General features: G+C 59.3%; 23 protein-coding genes and 1 tRNA gene. 8 read left to right on the top strand and 16 right to left on the bottom strand.

Annotated features, from left to right (window positions below; genetic code table 11):
- Positions 1–537: 537 nt before the first annotated feature.
- From QDY28_RS20505 to QDY28_RS20530, 6 genes are all read right to left on the bottom strand, one after another.
- The gene (locus tag QDY28_RS20505; protein WP_331383493.1) at positions 538–2,952 is read right to left on the bottom strand and encodes a phosphoketolase family protein; all 2,415 of its coding nucleotides are present in this window, start codon (positions 2,950–2,952) and stop codon (positions 538–540) included.
- Between the two features lie 69 nt (positions 2,953–3,021).
- Positions 3,022–4,206 carry an acetate/propionate family kinase gene (locus tag QDY28_RS20510; RefSeq protein WP_331383494.1) on the bottom strand — a complete coding sequence of 395 codons (1,185 nt, stop codon included), beginning with the start codon at positions 4,204–4,206 and terminating at the stop codon, positions 3,022–3,024.
- A gap of 209 nt (positions 4,207–4,415) precedes the next feature.
- A complete protein-coding gene (locus QDY28_RS20515; protein WP_331383495.1) occupies positions 4,416–4,937 on the bottom strand; it encodes an arsenate reductase ArsC in 522 nt (173 codons plus the stop codon).
- Positions 4,938–5,109: 172 nt separating this feature from the next.
- Entirely contained in the window at positions 5,110–5,523 is a 414-nt protein-coding gene (locus tag QDY28_RS20520) for a DoxX family protein (RefSeq protein WP_331383496.1), read from the bottom strand.
- Between the two features lie 708 nt (positions 5,524–6,231).
- The gene (locus QDY28_RS20525; RefSeq protein WP_331383497.1) at positions 6,232–7,026 is read right to left on the bottom strand and encodes a polysaccharide deacetylase family protein; all 795 of its coding nucleotides are present in this window, start codon (positions 7,024–7,026) and stop codon (positions 6,232–6,234) included.
- A gap of 185 nt (positions 7,027–7,211) precedes the next feature.
- Entirely contained in the window at positions 7,212–7,373 is a 162-nt protein-coding gene (locus tag QDY28_RS20530) for a hypothetical protein (RefSeq protein WP_331383498.1), read from the bottom strand.
- A gap of 435 nt (positions 7,374–7,808) precedes the next feature.
- Here QDY28_RS20530 and QDY28_RS20535 point away from each other — a divergent pair, with 435 nt between their 5' ends.
- The gene (locus QDY28_RS20535) at positions 7,809–8,468 is read left to right on the top strand and encodes a DUF1684 domain-containing protein (protein WP_331383499.1); all 660 of its coding nucleotides are present in this window, start codon (positions 7,809–7,811) and stop codon (positions 8,466–8,468) included.
- A 305-nt stretch (positions 8,469–8,773) separates the two neighbouring features.
- On the opposite strand, the gene QDY28_RS20540 is transcribed toward QDY28_RS20535, so the two are convergent.
- From QDY28_RS20540 to xylF, 4 genes are all read right to left on the bottom strand, one after another.
- Positions 8,774–8,847: transfer RNA gene (locus QDY28_RS20540), tRNA-Arg, on the bottom strand.
- Positions 8,848–9,014: 167 nt separating this feature from the next.
- Complete coding sequence (locus QDY28_RS20545) at positions 9,015–9,797, bottom strand: ATP-binding cassette domain-containing protein (RefSeq protein WP_331383500.1); 783 nt, start codon at positions 9,795–9,797, stop codon at positions 9,015–9,017.
- 15 nt (positions 9,798–9,812) lie between these two features.
- Positions 9,813–11,141, bottom strand: a complete 1,329-nt coding sequence (locus QDY28_RS20550) for a sugar ABC transporter permease (protein WP_331383501.1) — start codon at positions 11,139–11,141, stop codon at positions 9,813–9,815.
- A 292-nt stretch (positions 11,142–11,433) separates the two neighbouring features.
- The gene (gene xylF, locus QDY28_RS20555) at positions 11,434–12,474 is read right to left on the bottom strand and encodes a D-xylose ABC transporter substrate-binding protein (RefSeq protein WP_331383502.1); all 1,041 of its coding nucleotides are present in this window, start codon (positions 12,472–12,474) and stop codon (positions 11,434–11,436) included.
- A 221-nt stretch (positions 12,475–12,695) separates the two neighbouring features.
- On the opposite strand from xylF, the gene QDY28_RS20560 reads away from it, so the two are divergent.
- The 3 genes from QDY28_RS20560 to QDY28_RS20570 are packed head-to-tail and all read left to right on the top strand — an operon-like array spanning position 12,696 to position 17,114.
- Positions 12,696–13,934 (top strand): ROK family transcriptional regulator, encoded by a 1,239-nt coding sequence (locus QDY28_RS20560; protein ID WP_331383503.1) that lies wholly within the window; start codon positions 12,696–12,698, stop codon positions 13,932–13,934.
- 10 nt (positions 13,935–13,944) lie between these two features.
- A complete protein-coding gene (locus QDY28_RS20565) occupies positions 13,945–15,369 on the top strand; it encodes a di-heme oxidoredictase family protein (RefSeq protein ID WP_331383504.1) in 1,425 nt (474 codons plus the stop codon).
- Entirely contained in the window at positions 15,366–17,114 is a 1,749-nt protein-coding gene (locus tag QDY28_RS20570; RefSeq protein WP_331383505.1) for a CRTAC1 family protein, read from the top strand. Before QDY28_RS20565 ends, QDY28_RS20570 begins: the two co-directional genes overlap by 4 nt.
- 84 nt (positions 17,115–17,198) lie before the next feature.
- Here QDY28_RS20570 and QDY28_RS20575 read toward each other — a convergent pair whose 3' ends face one another.
- From QDY28_RS20575 to iolG, 4 genes are all read right to left on the bottom strand, one after another.
- Positions 17,199–17,822 carry an ATP-dependent Clp protease proteolytic subunit gene (locus QDY28_RS20575; RefSeq protein ID WP_331383506.1) on the bottom strand — a complete coding sequence of 208 codons (624 nt, stop codon included), beginning with the start codon at positions 17,820–17,822 and terminating at the stop codon, positions 17,199–17,201.
- Between the two features lie 44 nt (positions 17,823–17,866).
- Positions 17,867–18,226 (bottom strand): SRPBCC family protein, encoded by a 360-nt coding sequence (locus QDY28_RS20580; RefSeq protein WP_331383507.1) that lies wholly within the window; start codon positions 18,224–18,226, stop codon positions 17,867–17,869.
- On the bottom strand, positions 18,223–18,537 hold the full coding sequence (locus QDY28_RS20585; RefSeq protein WP_331383524.1) for an ArsR/SmtB family transcription factor: 315 nt from the start codon (positions 18,535–18,537) through the stop codon (positions 18,223–18,225). The genes QDY28_RS20580 and QDY28_RS20585 overlap by 4 nt, the downstream gene beginning before the upstream one ends.
- A gap of 214 nt (positions 18,538–18,751) precedes the next feature.
- Positions 18,752–19,744 (bottom strand): inositol 2-dehydrogenase, encoded by a 993-nt coding sequence (gene iolG / locus QDY28_RS20590; protein ID WP_331383508.1) that lies wholly within the window; start codon positions 19,742–19,744, stop codon positions 18,752–18,754.
- A gap of 240 nt (positions 19,745–19,984) precedes the next feature.
- On the opposite strand from iolG, the gene QDY28_RS20595 reads away from it, so the two are divergent.
- A complete protein-coding gene (locus QDY28_RS20595; protein ID WP_331383509.1) occupies positions 19,985–20,245 on the top strand; it encodes a hypothetical protein in 261 nt (86 codons plus the stop codon).
- Here the strand turns inward: QDY28_RS20595 and QDY28_RS20600 are convergent, their stop codons facing one another.
- Positions 20,246–20,731 carry a hypothetical protein gene (locus tag QDY28_RS20600; protein WP_331383510.1) on the bottom strand — a complete coding sequence of 162 codons (486 nt, stop codon included), beginning with the start codon at positions 20,729–20,731 and terminating at the stop codon, positions 20,246–20,248. It lies immediately after the preceding gene.
- 119 nt (positions 20,732–20,850) lie between these two features.
- Entirely contained in the window at positions 20,851–21,858 is a 1,008-nt protein-coding gene (locus tag QDY28_RS20605) for a LysR family transcriptional regulator (protein WP_331383525.1), read from the bottom strand.
- Positions 21,859–22,130: 272 nt separating this feature from the next.
- Between QDY28_RS20605 and chvE the strand changes: the two genes are divergently transcribed.
- From chvE to mmsB, 3 genes are all read left to right on the top strand, one after another.
- Complete coding sequence (gene chvE / locus QDY28_RS20610) at positions 22,131–23,195, top strand: multiple monosaccharide ABC transporter substrate-binding protein (protein ID WP_028751801.1); 1,065 nt, start codon at positions 22,131–22,133, stop codon at positions 23,193–23,195.
- Positions 23,196–23,300: 105 nt separating this feature from the next.
- On the top strand, positions 23,301–24,836 hold the full coding sequence (gene mmsA, locus QDY28_RS20615) for a multiple monosaccharide ABC transporter ATP-binding protein (RefSeq protein WP_331383511.1): 1,536 nt from the start codon (positions 23,301–23,303) through the stop codon (positions 24,834–24,836).
- On the top strand, positions 24,836–26,047 hold the full coding sequence (gene mmsB / locus QDY28_RS20620) for a multiple monosaccharide ABC transporter permease (RefSeq protein WP_331383512.1): 1,212 nt from the start codon (positions 24,836–24,838) through the stop codon (positions 26,045–26,047). The genes mmsA and mmsB overlap by 1 nt, the downstream gene beginning before the upstream one ends.
- Positions 26,048–26,150 lie beyond the last annotated feature (103 nt).

A 26,150-nucleotide genomic window follows, 5' to 3' on the forward strand; every position in this document is an offset into this window, starting at 1 on the left:
GGCGGCTCAAAGGCGCGGACGTAATCGCGCGACAATGTTTGCGGCCGTTCCAGTTGCACATGGTAGCCCTTGAAAAATAAGGGCCGTTCCGATCATTCAAAGAAAATTCTCGCAGACGGATGACACCGGGAAGGGTGACATCATCAAACTCCCATTATCCCCACCGTCCGCATGCGGATGCTGCGGCGGCTATAATTCAATCGCTGGACGGGAAGTTATGGGAGCTAGCTATCTTGCTCCTGTTACCGCCATATCACGTCCGGCCAAGGTGGGCTGTGCAACGCAATGTAAGATCCGCACCTATCCTATCAACAAACTTGCTAGACTTTGATTGGTATCCGATCATTTTACGGATCGGCGCTTTAAAACCCTTTCCCTCGATACCCGAGCGTCAGAAGATTGATTTCTCATCAGCAGCAGCAAAGGATCGTGTTTGCTCAGTAGCTTAGGGGTTCGTCTGAAGCACGTGGCCATTTGGGCGGCCGCAGGCTGGACAGCGCCGTTGCTGCCTCTCATTTGCCCTTTCCTGTCAGTCGCTCAGGTAAGACGTGTCCCATTATTATCATAGAGCCATTTCCATCCGCTGATTTCCGGCATGTCCTCGCCATGCTGGCGGACATAACGATGATGCTCTTCAAGTTTGTCGCGGAAAAGCTTGATTGTATCGGCCTGCTTTTCCTTCAATCCCGGCACGCGCTTGATTGCCTCGATGGCGAGATGGTAGCGGTCGAGTTCGTTGAGAACGGTCATGTCGAACGGTGTTGTCGTCGTCCCTTCCTCGATGAAGCCGCGGACATGGATGTTGTCGTGATTGGTTCGCCGATAGGTGAGACGATGGATCAGATAGGGATAGCCGTGATAGGCGAAGATGACAGGCCGGTCCGGCGTGAACAACTCGTCAAAGACCGTGTCGGTCAGGCCGTGCGGATGCTGCTCGTTGGATTGCAGCGCCATCAGGTCGACGACGTTAACGACGCGGATCGACAGTTCCGGAATGTTCTGGCGGAGAAGATCGACCGCGGCAAGCGTTTCCATGGTCGGCACGTCGCCGGCGCAGGCCATGACGACATCGGGCTCCATGGCGCTCTGTTCGTTGCTTGCCCAATGCCAGATACCAATGCCGGCCTCGCAATGTCTGACGGCTTCATCCATTGAGAGCCACTGCAGTTCCGGCTGCTTGCCGGCAACGATGACGTTGATGCGGTCATAGGTCTTCAGGCAATGCTCGCCGGTCCACAGCAGCGTATTGGCATCCGGTGGCAGATAGATGCGCACGATGTCGGCCTTTTTGTTGGCGACGAGATCGACAAAGCCCGGGTCCTGATGGCTGAAGCCGTTGTGATCCTGCCGCCAGACATGCGATGTCAGCAGGTAGTTCAGCGAAGAAATCGGTTCGCGCCACGGCAGTTCACGCGACACCTTCAGCCACTTGGCATGCTGGTTGAACATCGAATCGACGATATGGATGAAGGCTTCGTAGCAGGAAAACAGGCCGTGCCGACCGGTGAGCAGATAGCCCTCCAGCCAGCCCTGGCACAGATGTTCGCTCAAGACCTCCATCACCCGGCCGTCACGGGCAAGACCGACGTCATAGGGCTTGATTTCTTCCATCCAGACACGGTTGGTGACTTCGAAAACGCTGCCGAGGCGATTTGATTCCGTTTCATCGGGTCCGAAGATGCGGAAATTGGCGTTGTCTGCATTGAGGGTCAGGATATCGCGCAGATAATGGCCGAGAACTTCCGTCGATTGCGCCACCGTTCTGCCGCGCTCGCTGACCGCAACCGCGTAATCGCCGATCGCCGGTGTTGTGAGTTCGCGGCGCAGAAGGCCGCCATTGGCATGGGGATTGGCGCCCATGCGCCGTTTGCCTTCTGGGGCGAGCGCACGCAATTCATCCTTCAGGCGGCCGTCTGCGTCGAAGAGATCCTGCGGATCGTAGCTTCGCATCCAGTCTTCCAGGATCTTCCGATGGCCGGCATCCTGGCGGCAATTGGAAACCGGCACCTGATGCGCCCGCCAGAAGCCTTCGACCTTTTTGCCATCGACCTCTTTGGGACCCGTCCAGCCCTTCGGGCTTCTGAGGACGATCATCGGCCAGCGCGGGCAGGCGTTGCCGGCGGCGTCATTGCGGGCCTCCTGTTGAATGGTGCGGATGCGATCGAAAGCCTGCTCGAAGGTCGTGGCCATGGCTTGATGCATCTGGCCTGGGTCGGAACCTTCAACGAAGAATGGCTCATAGCCATAGCCGGTGAAGAGCTGGCGGATATCCTCATCGCCGGCGCGGCCGAGAAGGGTCGGGTTGGCGATCTTGTAGCCATTCAGATGCAGGATCGGCAGCACGGCGCCGTCGCGGGCCGGGTTGAGGAATTTGTTGGAATGCCAGCTTGCCGCCAGCGGGCCGGTTTCGGCCTCGCCGTCGCCGACGACACAGGCGGCGATCAGATCGGGATTGTCGAAGACGGCGCCGTAGGCGTGCACGAGGGCATAACCGAGTTCGCCGCCCTCGTGGATCGAGCCGGGCGTCTCGGGCGCTGCATGGCTTGGAATGCCGCCGGGAAAGGAAAACTGACGGAATAGTTTGCGCATGCCGTCCGTGTCCGAGGAAATGTCCGGATAGATTTCGCTGTAGGTTCCCTCGAGGTAGGTGTTGGCGACCATGCCGGGTCCGCCGTGTCCAGGGCCGCAGATATAGATGATATCGAGATCGCGATTGCGGATGATGCGATTGAGGTGGGCATAGATGAAATTGAGGCCGGGCGTCGTGCCCCAGTGGCCGAGCAGGCGGGGCTTGATATGCTCCGCTTTCAGCGGCTCGCGCAGCAGCGGATTGTCGAGAAGATAGATCTGGCCGACCGAGAGATAGTTGGCGGCGCGCCAATAGCGGTCGACAAGGTCGAGTTCGGCGGCGTCAAGCGTCGTGGCGGAGAGGGCGGTTACCTGCTCTTTCATGGGATGGCTCCAATTCAATGCGGTTGAATGCGAAACGATCGCCGATAGAGCGAGTGCTTGTGATCTCGTTCACTCGCCCGCAAAAATCGACAGGGCCTCGTCGGCAATGATCTGCTCTTCGTCTGTCGGAATGACGAAAGCTGTAACAGAACTTGATGATGTGCTGATGATGGGCGCGTTGGCGGCATTCGCGTCCTTGTCGATATCGAGGCCTAGCCACCGCAGCCGGTGGCAGATATCAGCGCGAATTTCCGGCTGATGCTCGCCAATACCGGCGGTGAAGACGAGACTGTCCAGGCCGCCGAGGGTTGCGGCCATCCGCCCGACCTCACCGGCGATGCGCAGGCAAAACAGATCGATTGCCTCTCGCGCCTCGGGCCTCGGGCTTTTCAGGAGGTCGCGCGTGTCGGCGCCGATGCCGGAGACGCCGAGCAGACCGGACTTGTGGTAGAGCATGTCTTCCGCTTCCTTCAGTGTTGCGCCTTGCGACCCGAGAAGATGCAGCAGCACGCCGGGATCGAGACTGCCGCAGCGTGTCGCCATGGGAATGCCGTCCAGCGTCGAGAACCCCATGCTGCAATCCCGGCTTTCGCCCTTCTCCATGGCACAGAGGCTTGCGCCGCTACCGAGATGGGCGACGATGACCTTGCCGGCAGCGGCCTTAGGTTCCCGCCGCCGTAGCTCTTCGGCGATGAAGGCATAGGAAAGGCCGTGAAAACCGTAGCGTTTGATCCCCTGATCATGCAGCGCGCGTGGAAGGGCGAAGCGGCGAACGAGATCGCTCTGGGTCCTGTGGAAGGCAGTGTCGAAGGAGGCCGTCTGCGCAAGCGTCGGCCGCAAATGCCTGACGGCGAGGATGAGGCGCAGGGCCTGAGGCTGGTGGAGCGGCGCAAGCACGGTAAGGTCCTCGATGTTGCAGATACGGTCTTCATCAAGGCGCACCGGGCCCGTGAAGATATCGCCTCCATGCACGACGCGATGGCCGACGGCGTTTACCGCCGACATGTCGAAATGCTCCCCGAGGATGCCAAAGGTTTCATCCACGACCTGGTGTAACTGCCCGTCCGCATCCGTCTGCAAAGAACGATCGAAGGCTGCAGGGCCTTCCGTCAAATGAAAGGTGAGGGGTTGGCGACGGAAATCGATCAAGCCCTTGCCGACGCGGCGGGCTTTGCCTGCCTGCACCTCAAACACGCCGATTTTGACGGTCGAGGAGCCGGCATTGAAGGTCAGAAGCAGGTTTCCGTTCGTCATGGGCCGGCCTCGTCGGGAGAGTGGGAGACGTGAATTCACCGCTATGTGCAAGCGAAGACTGGAGCGGCATCAAATTGCAGGATCACGGCGACAAAAGGCAATTCGGCTGCCGTTTGTTCCATTGTAACCGAAGGCCAGGACAGGCGCGACGAAAGGCACCCTTGGCAAGTTCTAACGATCGACTTTGCGCCACCTGGAAGCGGGACGCGCTACGCCCGCAGCGATGTCGAGCCTTCTATCTGGCCGATCTCGTGCAGATGCGCTTCCAGCGCCAACCGGTCGATCGATGCCAGCGGCAGGTTTACCAGGAGCATGATCCGATTTTTCAGGTAGCGAGCCGCCTGCGCAAAGGCCCGGCCTTTGTCGACTTCGGAGCCTTCGACGGTGGAGGGGTCTTCGATGCCCCAATGGGCGGAAGCTGGATGGCCGGGCCATATCGGGCAGACTTCCCCTGCCGCGTCGTCACAAACGGTAATGATGAAATCCATCTGCGGCGCGCCCGGCTCGGCAAAGACATCCCAGCGTTTCGAAGTAAAGCCGGAGGAGGGATAGCCGAGGGCATCGAGGGTCCTGATGGCCCAGGGATTTATCGTGCCCTTCGGATAGCTGCCCGCCGAAAAGGCACGGAAGCGGCCCTTGCCTTCGGCGTTCAAGATCGATTCGGCAAGGATAGAACGGGCGGAATTGCCCGTGCAGAGGAACAGAACATTATAGACGCGATCGACACTCATTGCGCTTTCTCCCCCATGTCCCCGTATAAAGCAGGTGACGGTCACAGCAGCCGATGCGTCCAGTTGGCCTCCACCGCGGTCCATTTTCAGGAACGCCCCAACCGTCGGAAGCATCGCAATAGCAACTATACACTATAAGGCGATGCATCACTCTTGCAGAAAACGGCTGCGATCAGATGCCGGTATCCGATCGCAGCATGCCGACGCGAACGGCCAATCTTTCCCCGGGGCCATGGACTGCCGCAAACAGCAGGCCGGCAAGGAAGGTGAAATGATCGATGAAAAAGCCGAATTCCGCCTGATTGCCGCTCCAGCGGTTGGGTCCATGGAAGCTGAAGGCAAGGAAGATGACGTAGATGCCGGCAAGCAGCGCGGCTTCGGAGAAGAAGGCTCCCGTCAGCAGGCAGATTGCCAGCGCGCTTTCGAAGAAGGCGGCGATCCAGGCCAGCGACAGCGACATCGGAAAGCCGGCCGATGCGATATAGCCCGCCGTTGATTGCATGTCGGCGAATTTGAAGCTGGCCGCCATCACGAAGACGGCGCCGAAGATCAATCTGGCGAGGCAGATTGCGATTGTCTTACCCATGTCAATATCCTCCGTGGTTCGACTGTCCGGCGATCCACGATTACGGTATCGCCGTTCTCACCCAAGGACGGAAGATAGGCTGCGTTTCCGACATGAGGCCGGAATGTTTTTGCGTTGGCGGTTAGATTGCATGCCCGAGAGGATTGGAAAGATCGAGAGGTGCGCGCCGACGGAAGACAAAGGTCATGGCGCTCCGTTGCAGTGTGATGCTTCTTGGCTTCACAACCACATAAAGCCGATCGTTCCTCAGTGCACATTCGATGTCGACATCATCCAGCGAACCGTCGGGGGAGTTTTTCCACTGGCCCGTCCCAACTGCGTGATCCGAACTCTCATAGCGCTCGGTCCGAGCCACGGCCCAGCCTCTGGAGCTCAAGATGAGCAAGGTGGTTCCGCTTTGAGCGATGCCTATGGCGCAGCCTTTGCAGGGGCTGACGTTCGATGTCAGCACACGCCACCGGCCATGGAAAGACCACTCGTTCGCGTTGGCACCGGAAAGGGGAATCATAAGCATTACAAGCAGGTACTTTAAGCCACGCAACACTCTCGCACCCCCTCGATTTGGATTCGGGTCCGGGGCCGTGCGTCGCCAAAAGCGACTCGGTTTCCGCCGGACGCCGAGGCTTGCTGCCATGCCGAGAATTCGTGAAGTTTCTAAGGCAATCTGGGGTTACGCGAGATGATAAATGTAATCACTGTTGCTTGAAATCACTTGGACGATGAACGCACCGTGATTCCGGTGTAAGGGTTTGGATCATATTGCTTTATGTCGCCAAACCTATAGCCCCGTTGCCTCAATTGCCGGATGAGCGCCTGGAGCCTTTCCCTGCCGTCAAAACGATCCTGAAACATCTCATCATGCATCAAGAGGATCATCTCGTTGCGTTTCATGAACCGGCCATAGGCGAAGAGATGATCGATTTCGCTGAGCAGGAGATCGACGGATTGCACCGGCTTGCCATCTCCCGAATGCGCCCATTCGAAGTCCCAGCCGTAGATCAGGAACTTCATCGCCGCCACATAGTCGTAATCGACCACCTCGTGCTCGTAGCGGGCGGCATCCATGGAAAGATCGTCCTTGGAATAGTCGATCAGGCGGAAGACGTCACGCCCGGGCAGGCGGGCATGGACCCAGGGCGTCAGGCCAAGCACGGTATTGGCCTTGAGCATATCGGCCACGACGCCGTCGGTATTGGAATAAAAATCCCTATAGCGATTGTTCGCGTGGCTGTAGCTGTGGTTGCCAACCGTGACCAAGGGCAGCGATTTGGCGCGCATCAGCAGCGCTCTTTGCTCAGCGCTGGATTCGACATGCAGCCCGACCATGAACATCGCCGCCGGCACCTGCTCTTCGGCAAGCACATCCAGAACATTCGCCGTCCCCGACAGCGGGCCGTCATCGAAGGTCAGATAGATAACCCGCCCGGCCGCCTCGGCCGACAAGGCGCTGCACAGCAATGCGAGCGCGGAGAGTGTCATGCGAAGGTAATTCCCGATGGACATGGATAGCGCCCCCTCGTTTCCCGGCTCGTTATCGCATGTCTATAGCGGCTGTTCCATTAAGACCGGCTTATAGTCTCCTCATCGGCCGGCAAACCGGCGCATGCCTGCGAGGGAAGTTCGAAGGAGGCGCCGGCGCGATGATGTCCAGGATCGAGCCGGCGAAGTTGATAGAGGCGCAATCCGGCTTAAGAATTCCGATCGCGCGAAACCGCATGGGGAGCATTCGCCTGCGCGGCGTCCATGCTGTTGAAGAGTTCCTGAACGAGCTGCGTTATCCGCTCCGGGGATGTCCCCTTGGCACGCTCTTCTTCGATCCGGCGTCTGACGAGCATTTCCAAATTCGACATGTCTATCATCTCCGTTATCCGGCGCGAGAGAAGTGTCGTCCTCTATGGTAGAGGAGGCAAGTTACGGTTTGTTCATGGTGTTGGGGGGGGCGGATAGATGGATAGTGCCGGCGCTGTTGTCAGCTCAGTCGGCAGACGGCTTGTTCTGGCGACATCGTATGGCTGACGACGAATTTGCAGTTGCGATCTTCTCATTTCGCAAAAGAACAGAGCTTCGGCAAGGAGCTCTGAATTCATAGATTTCATGCAGGGGGCAAAACCGGATGGGGTTCAGCAAAGCCAGCCAATGGATCGGGATGGCGGCTTGTGGAGGACTTTTTGTTGTGGTCTAGTCCACGTTGACATGGCACCCAAATGTGCGTCGCAAATCGACACGTAGGCAGAGCAAATCTGGCAAGCAAATAGCTGCGACGAGATGCTTGGGCGAGCGTTTCGATGAACGAGGACGTGATCCCCGACATGGGAGGGTCTGATTTGAACGAAACTTTACAACTGTGGGAGTGGCGCGAGAAGATCGCAAATCTCTATTACGAGATACGTTCCAGCCCAGATGCGGCTGCTGCCTGGCGGCTTTGGTGCGATACCCGTTCGACCATGTTTCGCGACCATCCTCAGTCGCCAATTGAACCGGCGGACCGCACGACGTTCGAAGGACCGACGACGTTTCCTTACGATCCCTCGTTGCGACTGACGGTACAGCTTGGCCCAGTAACGTCGGAACGGATCACCGTCGCAACAGGGACGGATGGTGACCTGTCGATGCATGCGTTCGCCCGTACAAGCGGGCTGGAGGCCAGGTTGGGTGGCGAATTGACCCTTTACTGGATTGAGGGGTACGGCGGTGGCGTGTTCCTGCCGTTTGCCGACGCGACCTCCGGGACCGAGACGTATGGCGGTGGTCGATATCTCCTCGATACCATCAAGGGAGCGGATCTCGGGGTTGTCAGCCCAGACAGCACATTAGTGCTGGATTTCAACTTTTCCTATTTTCCTTCGTGCGCCTATTCGTACCGCTATGTCTGCCCATTAGCGCCATCGGACAATCGACTGAAAGGCGCGGTAAGAGCCGGGGAACGGCTTCCTATCTTGAAATGATAAGTGCCGGGGCCAGAAGCCCGAATCTTCGTAGTGCGCTGGTCATATCGCTCAAAGTCGTTGAACATCGTCGTTTTTGTTGAAGCGCAATTTGCCCAGCCCTCTACTGAGGCGTGCTGCCTGGACAAAACTCGAAACGACAGTCAGTTGTCTCAATCACAAAAGCTCCGAAATACGAAATGCCGTCGTTTTGATGACGGACAGATTTAATGGAGCTGAACACCCATACCTGCAGTTCCTGCGACGAACCTGGAGAGCGAAATCAGAATAAAAAGAAAATTCAATGATTTCAGTAAGATCGGAACCGCACCCGACAGGATTCGAACCTGTGACCTTTGGAATCGGAATCCAACACTCTATCCAGCTGAGCTACGGGTGCATGCCTGAGGCGGGTTGACTCGCCTGTCCGATGAGGTGGTTCTTAGCCTAGGAAGCGTTTGGCTTCAATGCGGAAAATGCGGGAAAGCGCATATCGATATCTCAGAATGAAAAAGGGCCGCGATCCCTTGGGGGCGCGGCCCTGCTTGTTTGCTTGCGATATCGGGCTCAGCTCTTCATCGCGCCGGGGCCGGGGATGGCTTTGGGCGGGACCTTGCCGAGGATGATCATGCCGAGGACTTCGTCCTTGGTGACGTCTTCGGTGCGGGCATGGCCGACGACCTGGCCGTTCTTCATCACCGAGACGCGGTCGGCGAGGTCGAAGACATCGTGGATGTCGTGGCTGATGAGGAAAATGCCGATGCCGTCCTTCTTCAGTTGCTTGATCAGGTCGCCCACCTGCGCGGTTTCCTGAGGGCCAAGGGCTGCCGTCGGCTCGTCCATGATCAGGATGCGGGCGTTGAAGAGGATGGCGCGGGCGATCGCCACCGACTGGCGCTGGCCGCCGGAGAGCGCCTTCACCGGCTCCTTGAAGCGCTTGAAGTTGGGGTTGAGCCTGCCCATCACCTGGCGGGCCGAAGCCTCCATGGCGACGTCGTCGAGCGTGCCCCAGCGGGTTTGCAGCTCGCGGCCGAGATAGAGATTGGCGGCGGCGTCGACATTGTCGGCGACGGCGAGCGTCTGGTAGATCGTCTCGATGCCGTATTTCTTGGCGTCACGGGGCGTGCGGATATCGGCCGGTTCGCCGTTGATCAGGATTTCGCCGCTGTCGCGCTTGTAGGCGCCGGAGAGAATCTTGATCAGCGTCGACTTGCCGGCGCCGTTATGGCCGAGCAGCGCCACGACTTCGCCGGGGAAGAGGTCGACCGAAGCGTTGTCGACAGCGTGAATGCCGCCGAAGGAGATGGAAATGTTCCTCATTTCCACAAGCGGAGTGGTTTGATCCGTCATGGTTCCGAATTCCTTTTACTTGGCGCGCGAGCGGTAGACGATGTCGAGCCAAACGGCGACCACCAGGACAATGCCGACGACGACGTTCTGAATTGGCGTATCGACATTGGCGAGACCCATGCCCGATTGCAGCGATTGCATGACGAGAGCGCCGATCATGGCGCCAGCGACCGTGCCGCTGCCGCCGGCAAGCGAGGTGCCGCCGATGACGGCCGCGGCGATGGTGAAGAGCTCGTAGGTCGTGCCCTGTGAGTTGACGGCCGAGTTCAGGCGCGCCGTGGAAATGGCGGCCGCGACGGCGGCGAGGAAGCCCATCAGCGCGAAGATCTTTACGATGACCCAGCGGGTCTTGATGCCGGCGAGCTCGGCAGCTTCCGGATTGCCGCCGATGGCGAAGACATAGCGGCCGAAGCGCAGGCGCGTGGCGATGAAGGTCATCACGATGCCGATGGAGACGGCGATGAGGACGGGAACGGCGATGCCGTAGGGGATATTCAACCCGGTTTCCGGCCAGGCGATATTATGGTCCGTGGCGTAGCGCTTGGCGATGCCGATCGGCCAATAATAGCTATTGAAGAGATAGACCGTGCCGAGGACGAGAAGGGAGCCGAGGCCGGCGAGGAAATATTCCGCCCAAAGCGGACGGCGCGGAAAGTGAAAGCGCTTTCTCTGCTGGCGCGAGCTGATGATGCCGAAGATGATCAGCAGGCAGGAGATAACACCCACCACCCAGCTCCAGGTCGCCCCGATCGAACCGGTGGCGCCGCCGCCGCCCATGACGACGAAGGTGGAGTCCATCGGCGCCACGGTTTGGCCGCTGGTGACATACCAGGCAAGGCCGCGCCAGACGAGAAGCCCGCCGAGGGTGACGATGAAGGAGGGGACATTCATGAAGGCGGTGATCGCGCCCTGGAAGGCGCCGATGGCCGTGCCAATCACCAGGCCGCAGAGCAGCGTAATGATCCAGGTCCAGGAACTGTCGAAGCCGAGATATTGCGGCAGCCACTTGGCCTGAATGACGCCCATGATCATGGCGACGAAGCCGAGCAGCGAGCCGACCGAAAGGTCGATGTTGCGCGTGACGATGACCAGCACCATGCCGGTTGCGAGGACCGCGATTTCGCAGGTCTGCACCGAAAGGTTCCAAAGGTTTCTGGCGGTGAGGAATTCCCGGCCGTCGAATATCCGAAGATAAAGATCGAAGCCGATCCAGATGATCAGTAGCGCTCCGATCATGCCGAGCAGGCGGGTATCGATTTCGGTGGCACGCAGGAAGCGGGTGATTGCGCCGGCTTCTGCATTGCGGGGACCGCTCGATGTTGTGGACTGTGTCATGTCGGCCATCGCTTTGCCGTTCTCCCACTGTTGGGCGCGGCCGGCGATGCCTTCTGGGCTTTCGCTGGCAGTATCGCGCCGATCTCAAAAATGCGTCATCGCCTGTGTGGCCGGTCTTCGTTCCGGTCCCGGTGACCGCCATCCGGCTGATCAATGGGATATGCGATGGCGCAGCACGATGCGGGAAGCTCCCTCTCCAACTGCAAGGGAGAGTTGTCTGCTCCTGATCCGCATTCGACGCCGCAACGGGGGTGCCGCTGCGGCGTCGGTATTATGGTCGGGTCAACCGTTCAAGGACAGCTTACTTGCAGGCTGCAACGCTGCCGGCTTTCACGCCCTGGCAAGCTTCAGCCTTGGTGATCCAGCCGGCGTCGATGACGACGTTGAGGTTGTCCTTGGTGATCGGGATCGGGGTCAGGAAGACCGATTTCATCGGAACGTGCTTCGGGCCGCCGTTGAAGGTCTGAACGCCGCTGACCTGGTCCATGGACTTGCCACCAGCGAGGTCGATGGCGATTTCAGCGGCGCGCTTGCCGAGTTCGCGCGAGTCCTTCCAGACCGAAACGGTCTGCGTGCCGAGCGCGATGCGGTTCAGGGCTGCCTTGTCGGCGTCCTGGCCGGAAACCGGAACGGAGCCGGCGAGGCCCTGTGCGTCGAGAGCGGCAACAGCGCCGCCGGCGGTGCCGTCGTTGGAGGCGACAACCGCGTCGACCTTGTTGTTGTTAGCGGTCAGGAACTGCTCCATGTTGCGCTGCGCGTTCTGCGGCAGCCAGCCGTCCGTGTAGGCTTCACCGACATTCTTGATCTTGCCGCCGTCGATGGCGGGCTTCAGCACTTCCATCTGGCCGGAGAACAGGAAGTCGGCGTTCGGGTCGGACGAGGAGCCCTTGATGAAGACATAGTTGCCTTCCGGCTTGGCCTTCAGGATTTCGCGAGCCTGCATGCGGCCCACTTCCTTGTTGTCGAAGGTGATGTAGAAGGCAGCCGGATTTTCGATCAGGCGGTCATAGCCGACCACCGGAATGCCTTCGTCGGCAGCCTTTTCAACGGCCGGACCGATGGCGTCGGAATCCTGTGCGAGGATGATGAGCGCGTTGGCGCCCTGAGAAATCAGAGATTCGACGTCGGTCAACTGCTTGGAAGCGGACGACTGGGCGTCAGCGGAAATGTACTTTGCGCCGGCTGCTGCCAGTGCCTTCTTGATGGCTGCTTCATCGGTCTTCCAACGCTCTTCCTGGAAGTTCGACCAGGAAACGCCGACGACGAGATCCTTCGCGAAGGCCGCCGTCTGCATGGTCAAAACGATGGCCGCGCCCGCAGCCAGCTTAATAAAAGCTCTCATATTATCCTCCCGAGTGAATGCGACCGCACGTGCCCTGAGCTCCCGCCGGCCGCCGCGATAACGCTGACGAGAAAGGTTCGGATTTTTTTCTCGACAGTCGAGAAATTTAGTGTCAGAGATTTTTTCAGCTGTCAACACCCGCATCCTCAGGTTTAATCGGCCTTCCAACAAGAGCCGGCCTGAATGCGGAGAAGAGAGTGGAATGAGCGGGAGGCTTGATAATGCTGGCCAAATCGAGCACCGAATTGGTCCGCCAGAAAAACAGTGTTCTGGTGCTGACGGCACTGCGCCGCCACGGTCCGCTCGCCCATACGGAACTCTCTGATTACACCAGGCTTTCGTCGGCGACGATATCGGTGATCACCACCGATCTGGAGCGGGCGCAGATCATCGAGAAAGCGGAGCAGCAGGCGGCCGGTGGACGCGGCCGGCCGCGCGTGCTTTTCTCGCAGCGGCGCGACTGCGGCTATCTCATCGTGGTCATTATTTCGTCGGACGCGGTGCAATATTCCCTTGTGGATTATGCCGGCCGGCTGATCGACCGCTTCACCGAAGAGAGGCAGCAGAACGTCTCGGGTGTCGGCTCTTTCGTCACCGGGCTACGAGATGCCTTGAACCGGATCGTCGCCCGCTCGCGATTGTCGCGCGACAAGGTCCTGATGATTTCAATCAGCAGCAAGGGCCTCGTGGAGAGTTCGGAGCCGGTGCTGCGCTGGTCGCCGATTTTCGGGCGTGAGCAGATCGATTTTGGCGCGGTGCTGCACGACGAGTGGTCGGCGAAAATCATCCTCGGCAACGAGACTCAGCTCGTCGCCGCCGCCGTTGGCCGGCAGGAGGAAAACAAAAAAGGGCACGACTTTCGGGCCCTTGCCGCACTCTCGCTCGGCCACAGTATCGGTCTTGGCATCGTGCGCCGCGGCGAAGAGGGCAAGCACGAAATATCGGCGCCGAATTTCGGCCATATGCTGCACATGTCGGGCGGCGGTCTCTGTCGCTGCGGCTCACGCGGCTGCATCGAGGCCTATGCCGGCTTCTATGCCATTCTGCGCGCCGCCTTCGATGTGCCGCTCGACACGATCCCCGCGAAATTCGTGCCGATTGCCGAGCTCGACAAGATCGCCGCCAGCGCGCGGCAAGGCAGCCGCCGCAACATTCTTGCCTTCCGCCAGGCGGGGCTGGCGCTCGGCAACGGCCTGTCGCGCGTGCTCAGCCTGCACGAAAGCATGCCGATCGCGATTACCGGCCCGGGGACGCGCTATTACGACTTGTTGCTGGAGGGCATTTCCGAGGGGCTGGCGGAATCGCATGTCGTGCGCATGGAGGGCATGCCGGAGCTGCGGGTGATGGCGGACGAACCGACGCTGGTGTTCGAAGGGCATCTCAACCGCGCGCTGGCGATAATGGATGACGATATCGTCAGATCGGGCGTCGTTGCGGAGTTGAATAGCCAGACCGGTTGAGGAGGGGACTATGAAACGAATGGCACTCATGTGCCTCTGTCTTGCCGCGGCGGGATTGCCCGCTTTGGCGGCTGAGCCTTGGGAGGAGAGGACCGCGGCACTGGGGCAGGCCGGCACCGAGGTTTCCGGCCATCAGACGGTCGAGCAGCTCAAGACTCTCATCAAGATCGGCGAGGCGCTGTTTACGGCGCGCTATACGGTGGAGGACGGGGCAGGGCGTCCCGGCGCCACCCAGGCGATCGTGCCCACCAAGCGCAAGCACCCGGTGATGAACGAATTCAGCCGCACGGCAGGTGTCGACGCCAATGCCTGTTCCTCCTGCCACAACATGCCTTTTCCGGGTGGTGCCGGCGATTTCACCACCAATGTCTTCGTGTCCGAGGGTTTCGAGAGCGCGGATTTCGACACGACCGATCCGCAATTTTCCAATGAGCGCGGCACCAACAGCCTGTTCGGCGACGGTCTGATCGAGCTCTTGGCGCGTGAGATGACCGTCGATCTGCAGCGCCAGCGCGCCGGGGCGATTACACTTGCGGCAAAAACCGGCCAGCCCCAGCGCATCGCGCTCGAGACCAAGGGCGTCAAGTTCGGCTGGCTGACCGCGCAGCCCAATGGCCTGGTCGATATGCAGGAGCTCGACGGTGTCGATATGGATCTCGTCATCCGGCCGTTCAGCCAGAAGGGTGTGATGACTTCGCTCCGCCAGTTTACCGTCAATGCGTTGAACCAGCATCATGGCATGGAGCCGGTGGAACGCTTCGGCAGTCGCTGGACAGGCACCAAGGATTTCGATGGGGACGGCCATGCCGACGAGATCAGCGACGGCGATGTTTCGGCGATGGTTGCCTGGCAGGCAACCTTGCCGGCGCCGGTGCAGAAGGTGCCGGACAATGTTCAATGGCGCGATATGGCGGCGACCGGCGAAAAGCTGTTCGACAGCATGGGTTGCATGGCCTGTCACAGGACGAGCCTGCCGCTCGACAGTCTCTCCTTCTCCGATCCCGGGCCGAGCGACATGTCGGGTACGCTCAGCACGACGCAGGTGAAGGACCCGGCTGTTTACGATCTCGCACAGCTCGACTGGACGAAGAGGCTGAAGCGCAATGAAAAGGGGCAGGTGCTGGTGCCGCTGTTCGGCGATCTCAAGCGCCACGCCATGACCGACAGTACCGTCGACCAGCTTGGCAACGAGCTTTTGGCGCAACGCTTTGTCGATCGCAATATCTTCATGACGGCGGAGCTCTGGGGCGTGGCTTCGACGCCGCCCTATGGCCACCGAAACGACATCACGACGCTTGACGGCGTGATCCGTGCCCATGGCGGCGACGGCCGTGCGGCCCGCGATGCCTATGTCGGGGCGTCCGATGACGATCGCGCCCGCATCGTCGCATTCCTCAAGACGCTGGTTATCGAGCAGGCAGGGGTGAACCAATGAAGAAGATTGCAGCCCTCCTTGCCGTGGCCGGCTTGATTTCGTTCTCGTTCGTCCCCGGCAGCTTCGCCGAGGATACGCCCGCGCCGGCACCTTTTCTCATGGACGTCCCGCATTTCCAGGAGGAAGCGGTCGCCGCCGGCATAGACCATCAATATACCGGCGGCTGGGAATATTTCGTCGGCGGCGGCGTCGCCAGCTTCGACTGTAACGGCGACCGCAAGCCCGACCTGATGCTGGCCGGCGGCACCAGCCCTTTGGGACTTTATGTCAATGAAAGCGAGACGGGCGGCGCGCTGAAATTCAAGGAAAGGCCGATCAATCTTTCCGACAAGGATCTCCGGTCCGTCCTCGGCGTCTACCCGATCGATATCGACAATGACGGTTATACGGACATCGTGCTGCTGCGGCTCGGTGAAAATATCATCCTGAAGGGTGGTCCGGACTGCACCTTTGAAAAAGCCAATCGCACCTTCGCCTTCGATGGCGGCAAGGACTGGACGGTCGCCTTTGCCGCCACCTGGGAAGCCGGCAACAAATATCCGACGCTTGCTTTCGGCAATTATGTCGACCGCTATGCGCCGGGAACGCCCTTCGGCACCTGCAGCGACAATGTTTTCGATCGTCCCGTCAGCAATGACAAGGTCGATTACTCCAATCCGTTGCCGCTGAAGCCGAGTTATTGCACGCTGTCGATGCTGTTCACCGATTGGAACCATTCGGGCCAGGATTCGCTGCGCGTCGCCAATGACCGGCAATATTATCGCGGCGGACAGGAACAACTCTGGGAAGTCGCGCTCGGACGGCCGCCGCGGCAATATACGAGCGCAGAAGGCTGGGCATCGTTGAAGATCTGGGGCATGGGTCTTGCGGAGGCGGATCCGAAGGCAGATGGCAAGCCGGAGTATTTCATCACGTCGATGGGTGACAACAAGCTGCAGGAGCTCAACGACGAGGCCGATGATAACAGCCCGAGCTATCGCGACACGGCGTACGAAAAGGGAGCTGCCGCCTATCGACCCTATACCGGCAAGGACCACCGGCCGTCGACGGCCTGGCATGCGCAGTTCGCCGACATCAATAACGATACCAACACGGATCTGTTTTTGACCAAGGGTAATGTCGAGGCCATGCCGGATTTCGCGAGCAGCGATCCAGACAATCTTCTGCTCGGCGGCTTCGACGGCAAGTTCACCGAGAAGGGAGACGAGGCTGGCATTGCGCTTCCCGGCAAGGGGCGCGGCGCCGTGGTCGAGGATTTCAACAATGACGGCATGCTCGACATTCTCGTCGTCAACCGCATGCAGCGGGCTTTCCTGTTCCGCAATCTCGGCGCAAAGACCGACTGGGGCTATCGCCCGCTCGGCAATTGGACCGAAATCGAATTGGACAACGGCCCCATCAACCATATGGGCATCGGCGCCACGATCAATGTCCGTGCGGGCACGCAGACGCAGGTGCAGCGCGTGCAGGTCGGCGGCGGCCACGCATCAGGGCATGTCGGCTTCACGCATTTCGGCCTTGGAACCAATGAACGCGCCGTGGTGCGCGTGCAATGGCCGGACGGAGAATGGAGCCAGCCCTACCGCATCTTCGCCAACCAGCATGTCGTCATCAAGCGGGGCACCACATCGGCCAAATACTGGTTTGCGCCGCCGGCAATGGCGGATCAGGTTGCCGCGCAACCGGCTGCCGTGACGCCGGCACCCGCTGGGAAACAGACGGGCGATCAACCGGTGACAAAATAGGAAAATGAAGGAGAAGGCCGGGCAACCGGCCTTCAACCAAATACGCAGCCTCATGCATGAGGGGCGGCGGCGCCGCTATTGAAATCAATAGGCTGAGCCCGGAAGCTGGTCTTCCGCGCGAACATGCAGAATGCGGTCAATCAATCCCCATTCCAGAGCTTCTTCTGCCGTCATGAAGTGGTCGCGGTCCATGGCGCGTTCGAATTCATCATAGGAACGGCCGCAATGTTCGGCATAGAGCCGCGTCATGCGGTGCTTGGTGCGCTTGATTTCCTCAGCGTGGATCAGCATGTCGGAGGCTTGGCCCTGGAAGCCACCCAAAGGCTGGTGGATCAGGATGCTGGCATTGGGCAAAGCGGCGCGCTGGCCCGGTTCGCCTGCCATCAGCAGGAACGATCCCATCGAGCGGGCAGTCCCCATGCAAAGGGTGTGCACCGGCGCGCGGATGTAGCGCATGGTGTCGTACATGGCGAAGCCGCTGGTTACGACCCCTCCCGGCGAATTGACATAGAGGCTGATCGGCTTTTTCGGGTTTTCCGCCTCGAGAAACAGCATTTGCGCGCAGACAAGCGCCGAGACGGCATCGTTCACCTCACCATTCAGGAAGATGATCCTCTCGCGCAGCAGACGGGAATAGATGTCGAAAGATCGCTCTCCTCTGCTGGATTGTTCCACGACCATAGGGACGAGTTGCATCACTTCGCGCATCGGCGAACTCCAATCTGATTGAAATTGTTGACAGATCTTGTGTGTCAGGCGGCGCGCATCACCGAGAAGCCATTATCGTTCGCCGCAGCTTTTGCAGTCCTTCGAAGCCTCACATCATCAAGCTCGTGGATGATGCGCAGGCTCGTGCCGCCGCTTGCGTTCGGGGCTATCTTGAACGTCACTGTGCTTTCGAGGAATGGTGGCTCATCATCCCGCAGCCTGTAGCGGACCTCTTCGCCCGGTGTGACGGAAATCGCGTTCCGATCGGCCAAGGCTTTGCTGGGCAACCAGTTTTCCCGCAATTCAGGGGTGCTGACTGCGCGCCAGACCTTTTGCGGAGGCTCGTTGAGGTCGTATTCGAGTTCGATATTGCTTTTCCGTGCGGGAATATCCAGTTCGTTCATTGGTCCATGTCCTTCAGCAAGGCTTTGAGAGCTTCGATCCGGGCGGGCCAGTAGGCGCGGTATTTCGCCAGCCACTGGGCGATGAGGGCGAGTCCCTCCGGATCGACTTCGTAATTCACGAAACGCCCCTGCCGTTCTTCTCTGATCAGCCCGGCGCTCCGCAGGACAGCAAGGTGCTGGGACATCGCCGGCTGGCTGATTTCCATGCCTTCGCGCAGGCCGCTGGCGTTCATGCTGCCCGCAGCCAGCTTTTCAAAGATGGCGCGGCGGGTAGGGTCCGCCAAAGCTCGGAATATCTCGTTCTCTATCATAGAAACAGATAAGCATGGACTTATGTGATTCGCAAGCGCTTTCCGCGACAGCTTGGGCAATTGAGTCTCGGATTGACGGCGACAGACCCTCTAGTACTTGCCAAAAGTCACGATCATGCGCTGCGACGGGGCAGCCAAAGAAAAAGTCCGCCGCGAAGTAAATCGCGACGGACTTGTAAGACGAGCAATATCCTCTTGCGGGTACGGCGACGGCTTAGTCGACCTTGACCAGCTTCCCGTCCTTGACGGATTGAACAGCGGCGTCCGCAAGCTTGAGCGCTGCGAGGCCGTCGGCGCCCGATGGCGTGATCGCGGCGCCCTTTTCGACCGCGGCGATGAAGCTCGCGATCTCGTTGGCATAGGCTTCGGTGTAGCGGGTCATGAAGAAGTCGTGCAGGGGCGGGCGGGTATAGCCGTCGCCATTGGCGACTTCGATGGAGAAGGGGCGCTGGTTTTCGGCGGCGACCATGCCCTTCGAGCCGTGGATCTCGATGCGCTGGTCGTAGCCATAGGTGGCGCGGCGCGAGTTGGAGATGATAGCCTGCTTGCCGGATGCGGTCTGCAGGATGACGGAGACGCTGTCGTAATCGCCGGCTTCGCCGATGGCCTTGTCGACGAGGACCGCGGCCGTAGCCGTGACGGCAACCGGCTCTTCGCCGAGCAGGAAGCGGGCCATGTCGAAATCATGGATGGTCATGTCGCGGAAAATGCCGCCGGAGCGCTTGATATAATCGACCGGCGGGGCGCCGGGATCGCGCGAGGTGATCGTCACCATTTCAACTTCGCCGATGCGGCCGTCGTCGATGGTCTTCTTGACCGCCATGAAATGCGGATCGAAGCGGCGGTTGAAGCCGACCATCAGCTTGCCCTTGGCCTCTTCGACCACCTTGATGCAGGCCTTGACGCGGGCAACATCGAGATCGATCGGTTTTTCGCAGAAAATAGCCTTGCCGGCGCGGGCAAAGCGCTCGATAAGATCGGCGTGCGTGTCGGTGGGCGTGCAGATCACGACGGCATCGATATCCTTGGCGGCTTCGATTGCTTCGATGGTGCGGACCTCGCAGCCGTAGGCGGAGGAAATCGCTTCCGCAGCAGCCGGAAACGCATCCGCGACCGCAACGAGCTTGGCGTTGGCATCGCCGCTCACGGCCTTTGCATGCACTTTACCGATGCGCCCGGCACCGAGCAGACCAAATCTGACAGTCATCTTCACCTCCCTAATTCGGAACAAATAAACCGAATAATGATCCGTATGGAATTTTCATTCCATTTTCCGATGGCGACGTCAAGCCGCCAGCATTTCACAATTCCGAAATTCATGTCGCGAAAATGGCTTTTCTTTAAATCGCCGTGCGGGTTTGATCGACATGATCTGCTTCAAAACCGCTTCGCACTTTTCGGGATGATGCGCTAAAGACAAGTTCTCTCCAACAGGCGAACGAGGCCCATGCAACTGATCGACCCCAACCATCCTATCTATAAGCCGCTCTGGGTGCGGGTTCTGATCGTCGCCATCTGCTTGGGCTGGGCAATCATCGAGGCTCTGGGTCCGCAGCCCTTCTGGGCTGTTCTTGCAGGGGGGCTTGGCGTCTACGCCGCGTGGATGCTGCTCTTCAGCTTCAATCCGCAACCGCCCAAGGCCGAGGCAGAAAGCGCTGTTGCGGGCGATGAGGCAGAAGACGACGAGCCGACAGACGAGAAGAAATAGCTATCGCGTAAGACGCCGTATGGCTTCGTCGATCAATTGATTGGCGATCATCATGCGTGTCGTCGCCTGCTCGCGGAAGGGCGGGGCGACGCTGTCCGGATGATTGGCCTTGGCAAACGCGCGCCGTTTTTCGTGAAGAGACTGAAGCGTGGTCTGCGAAGAGATTTCCAGTTCGGCCGCCACGTCTTCCCGCGAGGTTCGTGCGAGATAGTCCGGCATCACCGGCGGCTCGGCCTCCTTCGGTTCCGGCTCTTTCGATTTAGACTCTGGCGGCATTGGCTCGGATAAGGGAATGTCGTTGCCGAGATTATCGACATAGGCATCGTCCGGACGTGAGGACGCCGCCGGCTCGCCTCCGAAAACGGTTGCGGCAAAGCTCACATTGAGGCCGCGGATGCGATGCGCCGCCTCATTCTTCTCTGACTCTTCTTCTTCCGCGTCGAGACGATCGAGGACGGATTGAAACAGCGACTGCCCGAACAACATGCCTGGCCTCCAGAAGTGTTCGGGATAGCCGCGCAAGTTGGCGTGGAGCTTATGACTGCAAGCCGATCACCGGCCGAAGGGTCTGCCTTAAGGAAACGGCAGGCGATCTTCAGACAGATTCACGCGGGATCGGGATTCCTGCTTTCCTCCAGGATCATGTCGTGCAGCAGCCGGGCGCTCGGCGGCATGGCACGCTCGCGAGCGGTAATCAGGCTGTAGGGCTTCACTTCGATATCGAAATCGATCGGCAGGATGCAGGATTCGCCGGCTTGCGATGTCTGCCCGCATATGAATTGCGCCATATCGAGCGCAATCGGAGTGATGGCATCTGTCTTGCAGACGATGGCAAGCGTCAGGAGCAGCGAGGAGGTGTTGATGATGTTTTCCGGCAGGGGCACGCCGGCCCTGATGAAGATGTCCTCCACCTTGCGCCGCAACAATGTGCCCGGCGGCTGGAAGACCCAGTCATAACCCGGCAGGTCCTCGAGGCTGGCAACACCCTTCTCCAGCAGTGGATGGCCATTGCGGACGATAAGACAGGCTTTTTCCACGCCGATCTCATGGGCGTTGAACAGGCGGGGATCGAGCTCGTCGGGAATGCGGCTGATGATGAAGTCGTGGCGGGCGGCGAGCAGTTCACGCGCAAGCACGTTGCTGGTTTCCACCTCGATATTGATCTCGATGCCAGGATAGGCGCGCGTCACGCGCTGAATCGCCGGCACGACGAGGCTGATTGCCGGTGCGGTGACGGCGCCGAGAAAGACCGAGCCGCCTTTGCCGGTTCTGAGCTCACCGATCTCGCGGTTCACCTCGCGCAGTTCGAGCAGGATCTTGCGGGCGCGTTTTGCCAAAGCCAAGCCGAAGGGTGTCAGCACAACGCCGCGCGCGACGCGTTCATAGAGCGGACTTTTGACGATCGATTCCATTTCGGACAGCATGCGCGAAGCCGCAGGTTGCGAGATGTTCATCGACTCAGCGGCGGCCGAAATCTGCCCATGGTCCTCGATTGTGACGATCATGCGCAGGTGATTGAGCTTCAAACCGGCCTTGAGCAGCGTATCGTCGCGAAAACTGTCGGAATGAATCTCGATGCTTTCGCTCGGATAATCGCTATATATTTTCTCCATCATGGCCAAATTTCCCATTCGTCGGCAAAAAAGTACTATTTTTTAACATTATACCAAACTGGATATATGTTGTGCCAGTTATTCTATTTGACAGTTATACGAAATCGTACGAGTTTGCCGGTCGTGCGCTGGGTGCAGCTCATGCACGTGAGAGCGTGGAGGAGACCTACTTCGTTTCTCACAATTAGAAGTAACCATTCCTTCTACGGAACCTGCCGCAGTTTCGGGCGGGCGTTTTTTCGTCCGCCGCATTATTAACAAGGGAGAGAGTAATGAAATCCATTATCTCATTGATGGCGGCCGCTGCGTTCAGCGTCGCTACTCTGGTGGCGCCTGCCTTCGCGGCGGACAAGGGCACCGTCGGTATTTCCATGCCGACCAAGGCTTCGGCTCGCTGGATCGATGACGGCAACAACATCGTCAAGCAGCTTCAGGCTGCCGGCTACGGCACCGACCTGCAGTATGGCGACGACGACATTCCGAACCAGCTCTCGCAGATCGAGAACATGGTCACCAAGGGCGTCAAGGTTCTGGTCATCGCCGCAATCGACGGCACGACGCTGTCGGACGTTCTGCAGAAGGCTCATGACGCCGGCATCAAGGTCATCGCTTATGACCGCCTGATCCGCGACAGCGGCAACGTCGACTACTACGCCACCTTCGACAACTTCAAGGTCGGCGTTCTCCAGGCTAACTCGATCGTCGACGGCCTCGGCCTCAAGGACGGCAAGGGTCCGTTCAACATCGAGCTCTTCGGCGGTTCGCCGGACGACAACAACGCCTTCTTCTTCTATGACGGCGCAATGTCGGTCCTGAAGCCGTACATCGACAGCGGCAAGCTGGTCGTTAAGTCCGGTCAGATGGGCATGGACAAGGTCGGCACGCTGCGTTGGGACCCGGCAACGGCTCAGGCTCGCATGGACAACCTGCTGTCGGCTAACTACACCGACGCCCATGTCAACGCCGTTCTGTCTCCTTATGACGGTCTCTCCATCGGCATCATCTCCTCGCTCAAGGGCGTAGGTTATGGCACCGCCGACCTGCCGCTGCCGATCGTTACCGGTCAGGACTCCGAAATTCCGTCGGTCAAGTCCATCATTGCCGGCCAGCAGCACTCCACGATCTTCAAGGACACCCGTGATCTCGCAAAGGTCACCGTCAACATGGTCAACGCTCTGATGGAAGGCAAGACGCCTGAAGTCAACGACACGAAGACCTACGACAACGGTGTCAAGGTCGTGCCGTCCTACCTGCTGACCCCGGTCGCAGTCGACAAGACCAACTACGAGAAGGTTCTCGTCGAGAGCGGCTATTACAAGGCTGATCAGCTGAAGTAATCTTCCGACGTACCGGCCAGGGCTCGCCGAAAGGCGTGCCCTGGCTCTGATATTTATGACGATCGCCCAGTCTGTTATGTTCGGCTGGGGCGTTGGATACGGACAATGGACAATACCATCCTCGAAATGCGGAGCATCACCAAGTCGTTCCCCGGTGTGAACGCTTTGGAAAATGTCAATCTGAAGGTCCGTCAGGGCGAAATCCACGCTTTGGTGGGCGAGAACGGGGCCGGCAAGTCCACCCTGATGAAGGTGCTCTCGGGTGTTTATCCGGCCGGCAGTTATGACGGCGACATCTTTTATGACGGCGCGGTCCGCCAGTTCAAGACCATCAAGGACTCCGAAGAAGTCGGCATCATCATCATCCACCAGGAGCTGGCGCTCGTGCCGCTTCTGTCGATTGCCGAAAACATCTTTCTGGGCAACGAGGTCGGCGCCAAGGGCGTGATCAACTGGCAGGAGACGTTCAACCGCACCAAGCAACTTCTCGCCAAAGTCGGCCTCAAGGAATCTCCGAACACGCTCGTGACCGACATCGGTGTCGGCAAGCAGCAGCTCGTCGAGATTGCCAAGGCCTTGTCGAAGAGCGTGAAGCTTCTCATACTCGACGAGCCGACCGCATCGCTCAATGAAAGCGACTCGGACGCGCTTCTTAATCTCCTCATGGAGTTCCGCAAGCAGGGCATCACCTCGATCATCATCACGCACAAGCTCAACGAAGTGCGCAAGGTGGCCGACGAAATCACCGTGCTGCGCGACGGCATGACGGTAAAAGCGCTGAACTGTCATGAAGAAGAGATCAGCGAAGACATCATTATTCGCAACATGGTCGGACGCGAGCTCGCGGACCGCTATCCGCCGCGTTCAGTGCCGATCGGCGAGACGATCTTCGAAGTCAAGAACTGGAATGCTTTCCACCAGCAGCACCGCGACCGTCAGGTGCTGCACAACATCAATATCAACGTCCGCAAGGGCGAAGTAGTCGGCATTGCCGGCTTGATGGGTGCCGGCCGCACCGAATTTGCCATGAGCGTTTTCGGCAAATCCTATGGCCACAAGGTCAGCGGCGAGGTGCTGGTCGAAGGCAAGCCGGTGGATGTCAGCACGGTGCGTAGAGCAATCGACGCCGGTCTCGCCTATGTTACCGAGGACCGCAAGCAGCTCGGCCTCGTCCTTACTGAAAGCATTCTGCATAACACGACGCTCGCCAACCTGTTCGGTGTTTCCAAGGCGACCGTGATCGACGATATCCGCGAGCTGCAGGTCGCGAACAACTACCGTTCCAAGCTGCGTATCCGCAGCTCCGGTGTTTTTCAGGAAGCGGTCAATCTTTCCGGCGGCAACCAGCAGAAGGTGGTGCTGTCGAAGTGGCTGTTCTCTGATCCCGAGGTGCTCATCCTCGACGAGCCGACGCGAGGCATCGACGTTGGCGCCAAATACGAAATCTATTCCATCATCAACCAGCTTGCCGCCGACGGGAAGGGCGTTCTGATGATCTCATCGGAAATGCCTGAGCTTCTCGGCACCTGCGACCGCATCTACGTCATGAACGAAGGACGGATCGTCGCCGAACTGCCGAAGGGAGAGGCGAGCCAGGAAAGTATCATGCGCGCTATCATGCGCTCAGGGGAGAAGCACTAATGACTACGGCCAGCCCAGCCACCGAAGACACCAGCCACGTGGTTTCCATTGGCGAATACATCCGCAACAACATCCGGGAATACGGCATGTTGATCGCGCTGATCGCGATCATGTTGTTTTTCCAGATTTCGACCGGCGGCGTTCTCTTCAGGCCCCTGAACCTCACAAACCTGGTCCTGCAGAATTCGTTCATCGTCATCGTGGCGCTCGGCATGCTGCTGGTGATCGTTGCGGGGCATATCGACCTGTCGGTCGGCTCGATCGTCGGCTTCATCGGCGCGGTTGCAGCCATTCTCATTGCCGAATGGCACATGAACTATGTGCTGGCGACTGTGATCTGCCTCGCGCTCGGTGGCGCGGTCGGTGCTGCGCAGGGCTATTTCGTCGCCTATCACCGCATCCCGTCCTTCATCGTGACGCTCGCGGGCATGTTGATCTTCCGCGGCTTGACCCTTTCGGTCATGACGGCTGCGGGCAGCGGTACCAGCATCGGTCCATTCCCGCCGGATTATCAGTTGATCAGCACTGGTTTCATCCCCGACTTCATCGACATGGGGACGATCCACTCCACCTCGCTGCTGCTGTCCGTCATCATCCCGGTCGTTCTCTTCGTTCTCGCTTGGCGTCGCCGTCAGGTCAATGAAAGCCACGGCATCGATGTCGAGCCCTTCAGCTTCTTCATGGCGCAAAACCTGCTGATCAGTGCAGCGATCCTGTTTCTTGGCTATCTACTGTCCACCTACAAGGGTCTGCCGAACGTCCTGATCCTCATGCTGGTGCTGATCGCAGGCTATGCCTTCATGACGCGCCGCACGACGATCGGTCGCCGCATCTATGCCATGGGCGGCAATGAAAAGGCGACGAAGCTGTCGGGTATCAATACCCAGCGCCTGAGCTTCTACACCTTCGTCAACATCGGTGTGCTTGCCGGTCTCGCCGGCATCATCGTTGCCACGCGCCTGAACTCGGCTACGGCCAAGGGCGGCACGGGCCTGGAACTCGACGTGATCGCAGCCTGCTTCATCGGCGGCGCCTCCGCCTCCGGCGGCGTCGGCAAGATCACCGGTGCCGTCATCGGCGCCTTCATCATGGGCGTCATGAACAACGGCATGTCGCTGCACGGTCTGGGCACGGACTACCAGCAGATGGTCAAGGGTGCGGTGCTGCTCGCTGCCGTCTTCCTCGACGTCTACAATAAGAACCGGGGCTGATCGCGGCTCGCGCGACCAGCCAACGATCTGAAACCAAATCCATGACAGAGTCCGGCTCTCTCTGAGAGCCGGAGCGGGAAACTGCATCCGATCTCTGTCCATT

The sequence above is a fragment of the Rhizobium sp. BR 362 genome, assembly GCF_036528765.1.
In the GTDB taxonomy this organism is placed as follows: Bacteria; Pseudomonadota; Alphaproteobacteria; order Rhizobiales; family Rhizobiaceae; genus Rhizobium.